General features: G+C 67.6%; 11 protein-coding genes. 3 read left to right on the top strand and 8 right to left on the bottom strand.

Annotated features, from left to right (window positions below):
* The 3 genes from ACODRX_RS02750 to ACODRX_RS02740 form a co-directional block, all read right to left on the bottom strand.
* The coding region (locus ACODRX_RS02750) for a tetratricopeptide repeat protein (RefSeq protein ID WP_488869501.1) at positions 1-454 on the bottom strand (454 nt) is incomplete at its 3' end.
* Between the two features lie 10 nt (positions 455-464).
* Positions 465-2,702: a glycosyl transferase family protein gene (locus ACODRX_RS02745; RefSeq protein ID WP_488869500.1), complete on the bottom strand. Its 2,238-nt coding sequence runs from the start codon at positions 2,700-2,702 to the stop codon at positions 465-467.
* 517 nt (positions 2,703-3,219) lie between these two features.
* Positions 3,220-4,449: a nucleoside recognition domain-containing protein gene (locus ACODRX_RS02740; RefSeq protein ID WP_488869499.1), complete on the bottom strand. Its 1,230-nt coding sequence runs from the start codon at positions 4,447-4,449 to the stop codon at positions 3,220-3,222.
* Between the two features lie 135 nt (positions 4,450-4,584).
* Here ACODRX_RS02740 and ACODRX_RS02735 point away from each other — a divergent pair, with 135 nt between their 5' ends.
* Both ACODRX_RS02735 and ACODRX_RS02730 read left to right on the top strand, forming a co-directional pair.
* On the top strand, positions 4,585-6,483 hold the full coding sequence (locus tag ACODRX_RS02735) for a propionate--CoA ligase (protein WP_488869498.1): 1,899 nt from the start codon (positions 4,585-4,587) through the stop codon (positions 6,481-6,483).
* A 61-nt stretch (positions 6,484-6,544) separates the two neighbouring features.
* Entirely contained in the window at positions 6,545-7,501 is a 957-nt protein-coding gene (locus tag ACODRX_RS02730) for an AEC family transporter (protein ID WP_488869497.1), read from the top strand.
* A gap of 17 nt (positions 7,502-7,518) precedes the next feature.
* On the opposite strand, the gene pdxH is transcribed toward ACODRX_RS02730, so the two are convergent.
* From pdxH to ACODRX_RS02710, 4 genes are all read right to left on the bottom strand, one after another.
* Positions 7,519-8,166 (bottom strand): pyridoxamine 5'-phosphate oxidase, encoded by a 648-nt coding sequence (gene pdxH, locus ACODRX_RS02725; RefSeq protein WP_488869496.1) that lies wholly within the window; start codon positions 8,164-8,166, stop codon positions 7,519-7,521.
* Between the two features lie 27 nt (positions 8,167-8,193).
* Positions 8,194-8,937, bottom strand: coding sequence for a response regulator transcription factor (locus ACODRX_RS02720; protein WP_488869495.1), 744 nt, complete (start codon positions 8,935-8,937; stop codon positions 8,194-8,196).
* Between the two features lie 326 nt (positions 8,938-9,263).
* Positions 9,264-9,803, bottom strand: a complete 540-nt coding sequence (locus ACODRX_RS02715) for a superoxide dismutase family protein (protein ID WP_488869494.1) — start codon at positions 9,801-9,803, stop codon at positions 9,264-9,266.
* 46 nt (positions 9,804-9,849) lie between these two features.
* Entirely contained in the window at positions 9,850-10,770 is a 921-nt protein-coding gene (locus ACODRX_RS02710) for a LysR family transcriptional regulator (RefSeq protein ID WP_488869493.1), read from the bottom strand.
* Positions 10,771-10,846: 76 nt separating this feature from the next.
* Between ACODRX_RS02710 and ACODRX_RS02705 the strand changes: the two genes are divergently transcribed.
* Entirely contained in the window at positions 10,847-11,872 is a 1,026-nt protein-coding gene (locus ACODRX_RS02705) for a bile acid:sodium symporter family protein (RefSeq protein WP_488869492.1), read from the top strand.
* 33 nt (positions 11,873-11,905) lie between these two features.
* Here the strand turns inward: ACODRX_RS02705 and ACODRX_RS02700 are convergent, their stop codons facing one another.
* Positions 11,906-12,379, bottom strand: coding sequence for a hypothetical protein (locus ACODRX_RS02700; protein WP_488869491.1), 474 nt, complete (start codon positions 12,377-12,379; stop codon positions 11,906-11,908).
* Between the last annotated feature and the right edge of the window lie 14 nt (positions 12,380-12,393).

Raw genomic sequence — 12,393 nt, 5'->3', positions numbered from 1 at the left:
GTGCATGGGCGGGCAGCTGGCGCCGGGCGTCCGGCGCTGCCGGCGCCGCTTTTTCTGTGGTGCCGGCGGCGGCTGTTGCCGTGGCGGCGGATTTCTCGGGCGCTGCCAGGCTGCGCAGGGCATCCTGCAGGCGCGGGTCGCCGGGGCTGCGCTGCAGCTGGGCGCGCAGCACCGAGTCGGCCAGCTCGGGCTGGGCGGCGCGGCGGTAGGCGTTGGCCAGGTACAGCGCGATCGGCGTGCTGCCGGGCGCCAGGCTCTGGGCCTGGCGCAGCTCGGCGATCGCGCGCTGGCTGTCGCCCCGGCTCAGGGCTTCGAGCGCCTTGTCCAGGTGCGGATAGACCTGGAAGCGCCGCAGCGGGCTGACGGTGGGGCCCAGGTCCATGGTCTGGGCGTTGCCGGCCAGCGCGGTGCAGGCCACCGCCAGCGCCAGCAGGCGGGGTGCGAATTGCTTCATGGCCGCCTCGCTATGCGAAAACCGCGGTATCCGGCGTCGCCGGCGCAGTCGATGCCGCCGGCAGGGCTGCCAGCAATTGCGCCATCGGCACCTCGATGCGGCGCTGCAGCTGCCGCGCCTGCTCCAGCTCGGCCGGTGTGAGCACGCCTTGCTGCACCAGCAGGGCGCCCAGCTCCAGGCCGGTGGTTTCCTGGCGCAGCAGCACCGCGCGCAGCACCGCCGGGCCGATGCGCCCCAGGGCCTGCAGCACCTCGATCAGCGAGGTCTGGCGCGCGCTGTATTCGGCCCACAGCGCCTGGGCCTGCGCGGCCGATAGCTTGCGCCGGCGCAAGGCTTCGTCCAGCAGCGCGCGCGCCGGCTCGCCGCGTGGCTGGGTGTACAGGCGGCGCAGCTCCACCGTGGCCTCGCCGGCGGGCACGATGGCATAGCGCACCGGCCGCCGCAGCTTGCGCTGCATGGCCGCGAACGACACCGGATCGATGGCCGATTCGCAGCCCAGCACCAGCACCGCGCCTTCCTCGCGCAGCGGCACCACCTGGTAGTGCTGCGCGATGGCGGCGGGAACCAGGGCTGCGAGCTGCTCGGGAATGGCCCGCTCCAGGGGGTCGCAATCCACGCCGGCCTGCCGGGCGATCGCGGCCGCCAGCTGGCGGCCGTTGATCTCGCCGCGGCATACCAGCGTGCGGCCCAGGTCCAGGCCTTCGATAGGGTGCTGCTGCGCATGGCGCAGCGCGGCCGGCGTGAGCGCACCTTGTTCCTGCAGGATCTGCTCCAGCGACTGCAGCGGCTGGGCGGTCTCGCCCAGCGACGGGAAGTCGTGGTCGGTCTTGGCCCAGGCCATGCGGCGGATGTCCTTGGCGCGCAGCGCCTGCGCCACCGCACGCCAGTTGGCCAGGAAGTTCACCAGGTTGCCCCAGAACAGGCGCGGCACCGCCATCAGGCCCTGGCGCAGGCCGTAGTAGCTGCTGACGAAGAACACCCGCTGCGCGATGCGGTTGAGCATGAGGGCGAAGTTTGCCGCCAGCAGCAGCGCGAACCAGCGCTCGCCTTCGAAGATCGACAGGAAGCGGTAGCTGTCGGGCACCAAGTGCTGGTAGAGCCAGACCGCGATGAGCTGCAGCGCCAGCAGGCTGCCCAGGAAGCTGGCGAAGTTGGTGATGACGCCCTTGCGGTCGCGCCACAGGAAATAGTTCATCGGCGCGCTGCGCGACCAGCGCAGCGTGCGGTAGCCCTGGATGACGATGCCGGTGATCCAGCGCGACTTCTGCCGCACCGCGGCCTGCAGCGTGTCGGGGAAGTATTCGCGCACCGAGATCACGCTGGCCTCGCGGGCGCTGCGCCCGGCGCGGCGCGGCAGCGGGGGCTCGCCGGCCCCGCCGGGCAGGTGGGTGGGAAAGCGCACGAACACTTCCTTGAGCCCCAGCTCCTTGAGGCGAAAGCCGATGTCGTAGTCTTCGGTGAGGCTCTGGGTGTCGAAGGCCCTGCCGTCGCCCAGCTCGCGCAGTGCGGTGATCGCGCGGCGGCTGAAGCAGGTGCCCACGCCGGCGCTGGGCACCTGGCCGACCAGGGCCTCGCGCACCACGATGTCCTTGGCATGCATCTCGGCGAATTCGTCCAGGTAGTGGCCGCTGGTCAGATCCAGCAGCGGGCGCTCCAGCGGGTAGACCGGCAGCTGGATCAGGTCCTTGCGGTCCGCCAGGTAGTTGAAGAGCCTGAGCTCCAGCGGGCACAGCACGTCTTCGGCGTCGTGCAGGATGAAGCCGGCAAAGGCGATGCCCGAGCGCTGCTCGAACTGCCAGATCGCCTCGAGCACATTGTTCAGGCAGTCGGCCTTGCTGGTGGGCCCGGGGCGGGCGCAGACCACCGAGTGCACGTTGGGAAAGCGCGCGCGCACCTGCTCGACCTCGGCATGGGTCTGGGGGTCGTTGGGGTAGGTGCCGATGAAGATGTGGTAGTTCTCGTAGTCCAGCGTCTTGGCCGCGAGCTGCGCCATGGCGCCGATCACGCCATGCTCCTGCCACGCCGGCACCATGATCGCCAGCGGCTTCTCGTCGAGGCCCTGCAGCTGCGTGGCATCCATGGGGCGATGGCGGGCGTAGACCGTCAGGCCGCGCCAGGCGCGGCGCAGCCAGTAGACGGCATCGATGAACAGATCATCCAGGCTGCTGACGAAGATGACGGCGGCAATCACCATCGCGATCGCCTTCAACCCATAGAGGTAGGCGGTAAAAATCTCAAGCCAGGACACGGCGGCGTTCCAATCTCGCGCTCCCCATGGTTCTTGAAAGTAATCATGTGAAACGAAATGCGAAAATTCCAATGATTTATTGGAATATGCGGGCCGCAAATATATCCATCAGGCGAGGTAAAGTTAGCGCAGGAAAATGTCAATTATTAATAATTTGATTCATTCAAACGATGTTCATAGATCCTTATATTGGCATAAGTCATTGATTTGACATTGATTGACAAACAATTGAAGGAATGTTGTTGCAAGAACAACTTGTTTGTGATTGCGATTGTCGGTGTATTGTTGAAATAATATAAATATATAAATTATTATTATCAATATCAAAAATATGGCGGGCTCAGGGGCACGGCAATTGAATCCATATGTATTCGAATGCATGCCGTCGGAGGGGCTCGTGCAGCCTGCCGGCGGCAGGGCTATCAAAAAATATAGCTGCTACCGCTTGCATGGCAGTAATTTGCAAGCCATATGAGTTTGAAAACAATGCAGGTAGCGCGCTGCTAGCTATTGTTTTTCATCCAAAAAACTGGTAGCACACCGCTATGGCCGCCACCACGCCGGCCAGCTCGGCCAGCAGCGCGCAGGGCACGGCGTGGCGGGCGCGCTGTATGCCCACCGCGCCGAAGTACACCGCCAGCACGTAGAAGGTGGTTTCGGTGCTGCCCTGGATGGTGGCGGCCACCAGGGCGGCAAAGCTGTCCACGCCGTGCGACTGCATGGTCTCGATCAGCATGGCGCGCGCGGCGCTGCCCGAGAATGGCTTGACCAGCGCGGTCGGCAGCGCGTCGACGAAGCGCCCATCCATCCCCAACCACTGCACGCACCAGCGAATGGCCGACAGCGCATACTCCAGCGCGCCCGAGGCGCGGAACACGCCCACCGCGCACAGCATGGCCACCAGGTAGGGCAGCAGGTTCCTGGCGACGTCGAAGCCTTCCTTGGCGCCCTCGACGAAGCTCTCGTACACCGGCACCTTGCGCCAGGCGCCCACCGCCACGAACAGCACGATCAGCCCGAACAGGATCAGATTGCCCAGCAGCGCCGACAGCTGCGCCAGCGCGGCGGCCGACAGCGTGGCCAAGAAAGCCATGAAGCCCGCCAGCGCCAGCGCCACCGGCAGCAGGTAGGCCAGCACCACGGGGCTGAACAGCGGCAGGCGCTGCACCAGCGCCACGCTGAGCAGGCCCGCGAGCGTGGAGGCCGAGGTGGCCAGCAGGATGGGCAGGAAGACCAGCGTGGGATCGCTCGCGCCCTGCTGCAGCCGGTACATGAAGATGGTGACCGGCAGCAGCGTGAGCGACGAGGCGTTGAGCACCAGGAACAGGATCTGCGCGTTGCTGGCCTCGAGCGGGCGGGGGTTGATCTCCTGCAGTGCGCGCATGGCCTTGAGGCCGATGGGGGTGGCGGCATTGTCCAGCCCCAGCGCGTTGGCGGCGAAGTTCATCGTCATCAGCCCCAGCGCGGGATGGCCGCGCGGCACCTCGGGCATCAGCCGTGCGAACAGCGGCGCTAGCAGCCGGGCCACCAGGTCGATCAGGCCGGCCTTCTCGGCGATGCGCAGAAAGCCCAGCCACAGCGTGAGCGTGCCAAACAGCAGCACCATCACCTCGACCGAGAGCTTGGCCATGGCGAACAGTGCCTGCACCATCTCGGCGAAGATCTGCGCATGGCCGCCCAGCAGCCATTGGGCCAGCGCGGCCAGCGCCGCCACCACGAAAAAGCCCAGCCACAGGGCGTTGAGCATGCCTGGTTCCTTCCTGCGGGGTTGATGCGCCGCAAAGCAAGCGCTATTTTGCCGGCCAAAACGCACTGGCCGGCGCAATGTCAGCATGCTGCAAGCATTCGGCGAATAATGCCTGCAAACATTCAGGAGACCCCCATGAGCAGCTTTGCCGATTTTCACCACCGTTCCATCGCCGAGCGCGACGCCTTCTGGGCCGAGCAGGCCGGGTTCATCGACTGGCAGGTGCCGCCCAGCCAGATCTGCGACTACAGCAACCCGCCGTTTGCGCGCTGGTTCGCCGGCGGCGTCACCAACCTGTGCCACAACGCGGTGGACCGCCATGTGGCCGAGCGCGGCAGCCAGCCGGCGCTGATCGCGGTCTCCACCGAAGCCCATACCGAGAAGACCTACAGCTACGCCGAGCTGCAGCGCGAGGTGCAGCGCATGGCGGCGGCCATGCAGGCGCTGGGCGTGCAAAAGGGCGACGTGGTGCAGATCTACATGCCCATGGTGGCCGAGGCGGCGTTCGCGATGCTGGCCTGCGTGCGCATAGGCGCCATCCATTCGGTGGTGTTCGGCGGCTTCGCCTCGGGCTCGCTGGCCTCGCGCATCGACGATGCGCGGCCCAGGCTCATCGTCAGCGCCGATGCGGGCTCGCGCGGCGGCCGTGTGGTGGCCTACAAGCCGCTGCTGGACGAGGCCATCCGCCTGGCCACCCACCAGCCGGCCGCGGTGCTGCTGGTGGACCGGGGCCTGGCGCCGATGGAGCGCGTGGCCGGCCGCGACCACGACTGGGCCGCGCTGCGCGAGCGGCATCTCGATGCCGAAGTGCCCTGCGAATGGGTGGACTCCACCCATGTGAGCTACACGCTGTACACCAGCGGCACCACCGGCAAGCCCAAGGGCGTGCAGCGCGACACCGGCGGCTATGCGGTGGCGCTGGCAGCGAGCATGCGGCACATCTTCGGCGCCAAGGCCGGCCAGACTTATTTGTGCACCAGCGACATCGGCTGGGTGGTGGGGCACAGCTACATCATCTACGGCCCGCTGCTCGCGGGCATGGCCACCATCCTGTACGAGGGGCTGCCGGTGCGGCCCGACCCCGGCATCTGGTGGAGCATGGTCGAGAAGTACAAGGTGACGCACATGTTCTCGGCGCCCACCGCGATCCGCGTGCTCAAGAAACAAGACCCGGAGTACCTGCGCAAGTACGACCTCGGCAGCCTGCAGGCACTGTGGCTGGCCGGCGAGCCGCTGGACGAGCCCACCGCGCAGTGGATCAGCGACGCGATCCGCGTGCCCATCATCGACAACTACTGGCAGACCGAGACCGGCTGGCCCATCCTCACGCTGTGCAACGGCGTCGAGCCGCAGACCTCGCGCCTGGGCAGCCCCGGCAAGGCGGTCTATGGCTACAACGTCAAGCTGATCGACGGCGACAGCGGCGCCGAGCTGACCGAGCCCATGCAAAAGGGCGTGCTGGCCATCGAGGGGCCGCTGCCGCCCGGCTGCCTGATGACGGTGTGGGGCGACGACGAGCGCTTCGTGGGCACCTACTGGAAGAGCATTCCGGGCCGGCTCATCTACAGCACCTTCGACTGGGGTGTGCGCGATGCCGATGGCTACTACTTCATCCTCGGGCGCACCGACGACGTGATCAACGTCGCCGGCCACCGCCTGGGCACGCGCGAGATCGAGGAGTCGATCTCGGGCCATGCCGGCATCGCCGAGGTGGCGGTGGTCGGCGTGGCCGACAACCTGAAGGGCCAGGTAGCGCTGGCTTTCGCGGTGGCGCGCGACAACGCGGTGGCGGGCGATGCCGCCGCCTGCAAGGCGCTGGAGCAGGCCGTCTGCACCCATGTCGATGCGCAGCTGGGCGCGGTGGCACGGCCGGCGCGGGTGTACTTCGTGTCGCTGCTGCCCAAGACGCGCAGTGGCAAGCTGCTGCGCCGCGCGCTGCAGGCGGTGGCCGAGCGGCGCGACACCGGCGACCTCTCGACCATGGAAGACCCGGCGGCGCTGCAGCAGGTGGTCGAGGCCATGCAAAGGGGCTGAGCTTGCGATAATCGCCGCCTTGGCGGGCCGTGGAGATGCCCTGAATCGCAAGAGGGCATGCATGGCAGTCATTGTTTCGTTGATCCCGGTGGTGCTGTTCATCGCGCTGGGCTACCTGTCGGGGCGCATGGGCTGGGTCAGGGCGGCGTCGGTGCGCGATCTCTCGAACATCGTGTTCCTGATCCTCACCCCGGCGCTGCTGTTTCGCACCATGAGCAGCGTGCGCGTGCAGGAGCTGAACCTGCACACCATTGCCATCTACTTTGGCGCGGCCGGCCTGCTGTTCGCGGCCACGCTGTGCTGGCAGGGCTTTACCACGCTGGGCGCGGCGCGGGCGCTGGCGCACTGCTTCAGCAACAACATCATGATCGGCGTGCCGCTGGTGGGCATGGTGTTCGGCGAGCAGGGGCTGGTGACGCTGTTCACCATCGTCTCGGTGCATGCGCTGATCCTGATGACCGCGGCCGCGGTGGTGTTCGAGCTGGCGGCGATGGCGCAGCAGGTTCGGCCATCGGGCGGGCAGGCCCGGCGCGACTACGGCGCCATGCTGCGCACCACGGCCAAGGCGCTGTACAACGGCATCGTCCACCCGGTGCCGCTGCCCATCATCGTCGGCCTGCTGTATGCGCAGACCGGCTGGGGCCTGCCCGAGGTGGTGGACAAGCCGCTGCTGCTGCTCAGCCAGGCCCTGGGGCCGATCGCGCTGCTGCTGGTGGGGGCGACGCTGTTCTATACCACCGTCGGCCGCTATGCAGCGGCGGCGGCGCGCATCGCGGCGGTGAAGCTGCTGGGCCTGCCGCTGCTGGTGGTGGCGGTGGCCTGGCTGTGGGGGTTGCGCGGCCTGCCGCTATCGGTGCTGGCGACCACGGCCGCCTTGCCGGTGGGCGCGAACGTGTTCCTGTTCACCCAGCGCTACGAAGTGGCGCGCGAGGAGGTGACGGCCAGCATCGCGGTCTCGACCACCGCGGCGCTGGTGACGATTCCGCTGGTGCTGCTGGTGGTGGGGATGCTGGGTTAACCGGGGCCGATGTTGGTTCAGGGCGCCAGCCGCTCGCGCACCCAGTTTTCGCCGTCCAGGCGGTAGCGCAGCCGGTCGTGCAGGCGGCTCTTGCGGCCCTGCCAGAACTCCCAGCGCTCGGGCACCAGCCGAAAGCCGCCCCAGTGCGGCGGGCGCGGTGGCTTGAGCAGGAATTGCGCGCCGTATTTGGCGGCATTGGTCACCAGCACGCTGCGGCTGTCGATCACCTGGCTTTGCGGGCTGGCCCAGGCGCCGATGCGCGAATCGAGCGGGCGGCTGTTGAAATAGGCATCGCTTTCCTCGGCGCTCACCTTGTCGACGCGGCCCTCGATGCGCACCACGCGCTCCAGCTCCACCCAGTGGAACTGCAGCGCGGCGAATGGGTTGCCCGCCAGCTCGCGGCCCTTGCGGCTGTCGTAGTTGGTGAACCAGAGGATGCCGCGCTCGTCGTAGCCCTTGATGAGCACGATGCGGGTGCTGGGCCGCAGGTCGGCGCCCACGGTGGCCAGCGTCATCGCGTTGGGCTCGGGCAGCTGGGCGGACAGCGCCTCGTTGAGCCAGCGGTCGAACTGCTGCAGCGGCTGCGCGCTGGAGGCGGTCTCGCTCAGTTCTGCGCGTTCATAGCTTTTGCGCAGGTCGGCAATGGTGTGGGAGAGTTCGCTCATGCCGCCATTGTGCAACGGCGGCCTGGGCTACGGCGCAAAAACCAGCCCCCGGCCGAAGACGGCGCGCACCGGCAGCTGCAGGCCGGTGGCCTGCACGGTCTTGCGGCGCAGGCGGGTCAGCTGCGACTCGATGCGGTGAAAGGCATCCGGGTCATAGTCCAGCGCTTTGAGCAGTTCGGCCTTGCTGACCAGCTTGCCGGTGGCCGAGACCAGGCAATGGACCAGCGACAGCTCGCGGCCGGTAAGCGGCACCGTGCCCCGGTTGGGGGCGATCAGGCAGGCGCGGGTCTGGTCGAGCCGCCAGGGGGCGCCGTTCAGCGCTTCGACATTGGCCGGCGGCGCGTGGCGCAGGATCGAACGGATGCCGGCCGTGAGTTCGCGCAGGTCTGCCGGCCTGGTGAAGGACTGGAGCGCGCCCGCGTTCAGCGCGTCGATCCGGCTTTCCAGGTCGCCGCGCGCGGTGAGCGCGACCACCGGCACCCGCTGCGCCGCCAGCCGCTTGGTGAGGCTCAGCCCGTGGTTGCCCGGCAGGCCCAGGTCGACCACGACGAGATCGGCCTTCTTGCGCAGCAAGCCCACATAGAAGTCCTCCGCCGATTCCATGCCCCAGGTCTGGAAACCCGATTTTTGGAGAAAGCTGCAGGTATGGAGGCGGATGTCGTCGTTGCTGTCGACGACCGCGATGGCGAATCCTGCCTCGGGATCGCTGTGAACCAGCGAAAACCGAGCTGATGCGGGATGGGACTGTTCCGTCAGGGTATAGGTGTTCACGCGCGCTTGTCCGAATCTGTTTTAACTACTGCTCACATTCAAAATGCAAGTACGCCAGGAGGCTCCAGTCTTGTGCCGAGGCTCCCCGTCACGGAGTGCCGCAGCTGCAGACAAGGCAGGGTGAGTGCATCGTCTGCTCCATAGGTGAAATCTTTTGGTTTTGGACGATGTATTTTCTATATTAAATTTCAAGTGTCAACAGAAATTTAACAATCGAGCCACATTCCCGACATCTGGCCCTGCAAGCGCAAAAGCCTGCCGCCCCGAAGGGCGGCAGGCTTTTGCGTGAGATTGGGAGGCGCTGGCCTTAGAACGTAGGCGCGTTCTTAGCGGATCACCCCGCAGGCCAGGCGCGCGCCCGAGTTGCCGGTGGGCTGGGTGGTGTAGTCGTCCTTGTCCTTGTGCACGATCAGGCCGCGGCCCTTGACGTCGGTGGGCAGACCGGTGCCGGCGCTGAGCGAGCGGGTTTCCCAGTTGAGCTTGGCCACGCCGTTGCCGTCGGCCACCAGGCTGGGCAGGTCGCCCACGTGGGCCGCGGGGCCGGCCTTGCCGTGCTGGTGGCCGGTGGGGTTGTAGTGGCCGCCGGCGCTCATGCCGTCGGGGGCGGAGCAATCGCCTTTTTCATGGATATGGAAGCCGTGCTCGCTGCCGGGCGCCAGGCCTTGCACCTGCGCAACCACGCGCACCGTGTCGGCATTGAGCTGGAAGATCTGCAGCGAGCCGCTGACGCTGCTGCCCGCGGTGGGGCTCAGCGTGGCTTCGGCCACGGGCCGGTGGCGCTCGGGGGTGGAGCAGGCGGCCAGCAGCGCGGAGGCGGCCGCCGCGCAGACCAGGCCGCGCAGCGGCAGGCGGGAGGGTTGCTTCATGAAAGGACTCCTTGTTGGATCGGTGGAACCGCCGGCCAGGGTAACACTAGCCTCGTGTCTGCGCATGTAGGCTTTGCGCGCATTGCCGCACGATGGCCCAGACCCTGTCGGCGGCGGACGACAGCGAGCGCTGGCGCCGGCGCACCAGCATGATGGCGCGGCGCCGCTCGGGCGCCAGCGCCAGCACCGCCAGGCCGGGCAGCCCGGCCGCAGGGATGGCGAGGCCCGGCATGATAGACAGGCCGATGCCGGCCTCGATCATGCGAAAGGCGGTGGTGACATGGCCGACCTCCTGCACCACCGGGCAGGCCTCGGGGCCGCAGCCGTGCTCGGCCAGCACCGCATCCATCAGGCGCCGGCTGCCGGAGGCATGGTCGAGCAGCACCAGCGGCGCGCCGCGCAGCTGCGGCCAGCGCACGGCATGGCCGGCCCGCGCCAGTGCATGGCCGGCCGGGCAGACGAGCACGAAAGGGTCGTGCAGCAGGGTTTCGCATTCCAGGTCGCCAGTGTCGGGCGGCTCCACCACCACGCCGAAATGCACCTCGCCGCTGCGCACCTGGGCGAGCACGTCCTGCTGCAGGCGGTCGACCAGCTGCAGCCGCACCTCGGGCAGCCGGGCCGCGCAGGCGGCGATGCAGGCCGGCATCAGCGCCGCCGACAGGGTGGGGCTGCTGGCCACGCGCACGGTGCCGCGCGCGGCATGGCCCAGGTCGGCCACTTCGTGGAAGGCGTCCTGCAGTTCCTGCAGCAGCGGCGCGATGCGCTGCGCAAGCTGCTCGCCGGCCTCGGTGAGCTGCACCTCGCGGGTGGTGCGGTCGAGCAGGCGCACGCCGAGCTGCGCCTCCAGCTCCACCATGCTGCGGCTCACCGCCGGCTGGGTCAGGCCGATGCTGGCGCCGGTCTGGCTGAAGTTGCGGCCCTGGGCCAGGTGCTGGAAGACATGCAGTTGGCGCAGCGTGATGTGCATATTAATGATTTTGAGTCATCAAATAATCAGATAAATTAATTTTACTTTTAGCTGCCGGGCGAGTCCAATACCGCCCATGGCAAATACCCGATCCAAGTTTCTTCCCGACAATTTCACGCTGATGCTGGTGACCGTGGTGGCGCTGGCGAGTTTTGCGCCGGTGCAGGGCGCGGCGGCCGCGTGGTTCGAAAAGCTGACCACCGCCTGCGTGGCGCTGCTGTTTTTCCTGCACGGCGCCAAGCTGTCGCGGCAGGCGATTCTCGCGGGCATCATGCACTGGCGGCTGCACATCTTCATCGTCTGCAGCACCTTCGTGCTGTTCCCGCTGCTGGGCCTGCTGCTGAAGCCGCTGCTGGTGCAGGTGGTCGGCCCGCAGATGTATGTGGGCGTGATGTTCCTGTGCGTGCTGCCGTCCACGGTGCAGTCGTCGATCGCCTTCGTGTCGATGGCGCGGGGCAATATCCCGGCCGCGATCTGCAGCGCCTCGGCATCGACCTTGCTGGGCGTGTTCTTCACGCCGCTGCTGGTGAGCCTGCTGGTGACCGAGCACGGCGGCGGCGGCTCCTTCGTCGATGCGGTGCTCAAGATCATGGTGCAGCTGGTGCTGCCGTTCGCGCTGGGCCACCTGCTGCAGCCCTGGGTGGGCGGCTTCATCAAGAAGCATGCCAAGCTGACCAAGGTGGTGGATCAGGGCTCGATCCTGCTGGTGGTCTACACCGCCTTCAGTGCGGCGGTGGTGCAGGGCATCTGGAAGCAGGTGTCGGTGGCCACCCTGCTGGGCCTGCTGCTGGTGTGCGCGGTGATCCTGGCGCTGGCGCTGGGCCTGACCACCTTTTTGTCGCGCCGCGTGGGCTTCGACAAGGAGGATGAGATCACCGCGGTGTTCTGCGGCTCCAAGAAGAGCCTGGTCAGCGGCGTGCCGATGGCCAAGGTGCTGTTCGCCTCGGGCACGGTGGGCATGATGGTGCTGCCGCTGATGCTGTTCCACCAGATGCAGTTGATGGTCTGCGCGGTGCTGGCGGCGCGCTATGCGCGGCGCTCGGATGCCGCTGGGGCGATCGCTGCCGCCGCAACTGCTGCCACCGCGCCGGCGGCCAAGTGAGGCGGCCGCACCGCGCGGCCAGCGGTTGGCGGTTCATAGCGGCGGCGTGAAGCGGATCTGGTACTTGTCCAGCGCGGGGCCGACGTTCAGCTGCATGCGGCGGCGCTTGGGCCTGGGCTCGTGGCCGTTGTCCACGTCGGCGCTGAGCGTGATGCCCTGGCCCTTGGCGCTGCAGCGCAGGTTGCGCAGCGTCAGCTCGGCGTGGTCGTTGTTCAGCTCGGCGATGCCCAGGGTGTGGGCCGCCACGGGGCGCCCGCCCTTGGCCTCGTCGGCCGGGCTCATCCATTGCACGAAAAGCACGCTCTGGCCGTTTTGCTCGGCCGCGATCACGCGGTAGGGCTGGGCCGGCTTGCCGCGGCCGCTGTTGCGGCTGCCGCAGGTGGTGACCGAGGTGACCGCGTCGGCCACCGCGAAGCTGTTGTACGAGAGGGTCGCGCCGATGGCCTGGGCGCCGGCATGGCCCAGCGCCAGGGCCGAGGCCAGGGCGGCGGCAAGCAAGGATTTCATAGGCCTCGCATCTT

Source organism: Comamonas sp. FG99, from assembly GCF_057808605.1.
This window is presented reverse-complemented; position numbering and strand designations above follow the sequence as displayed.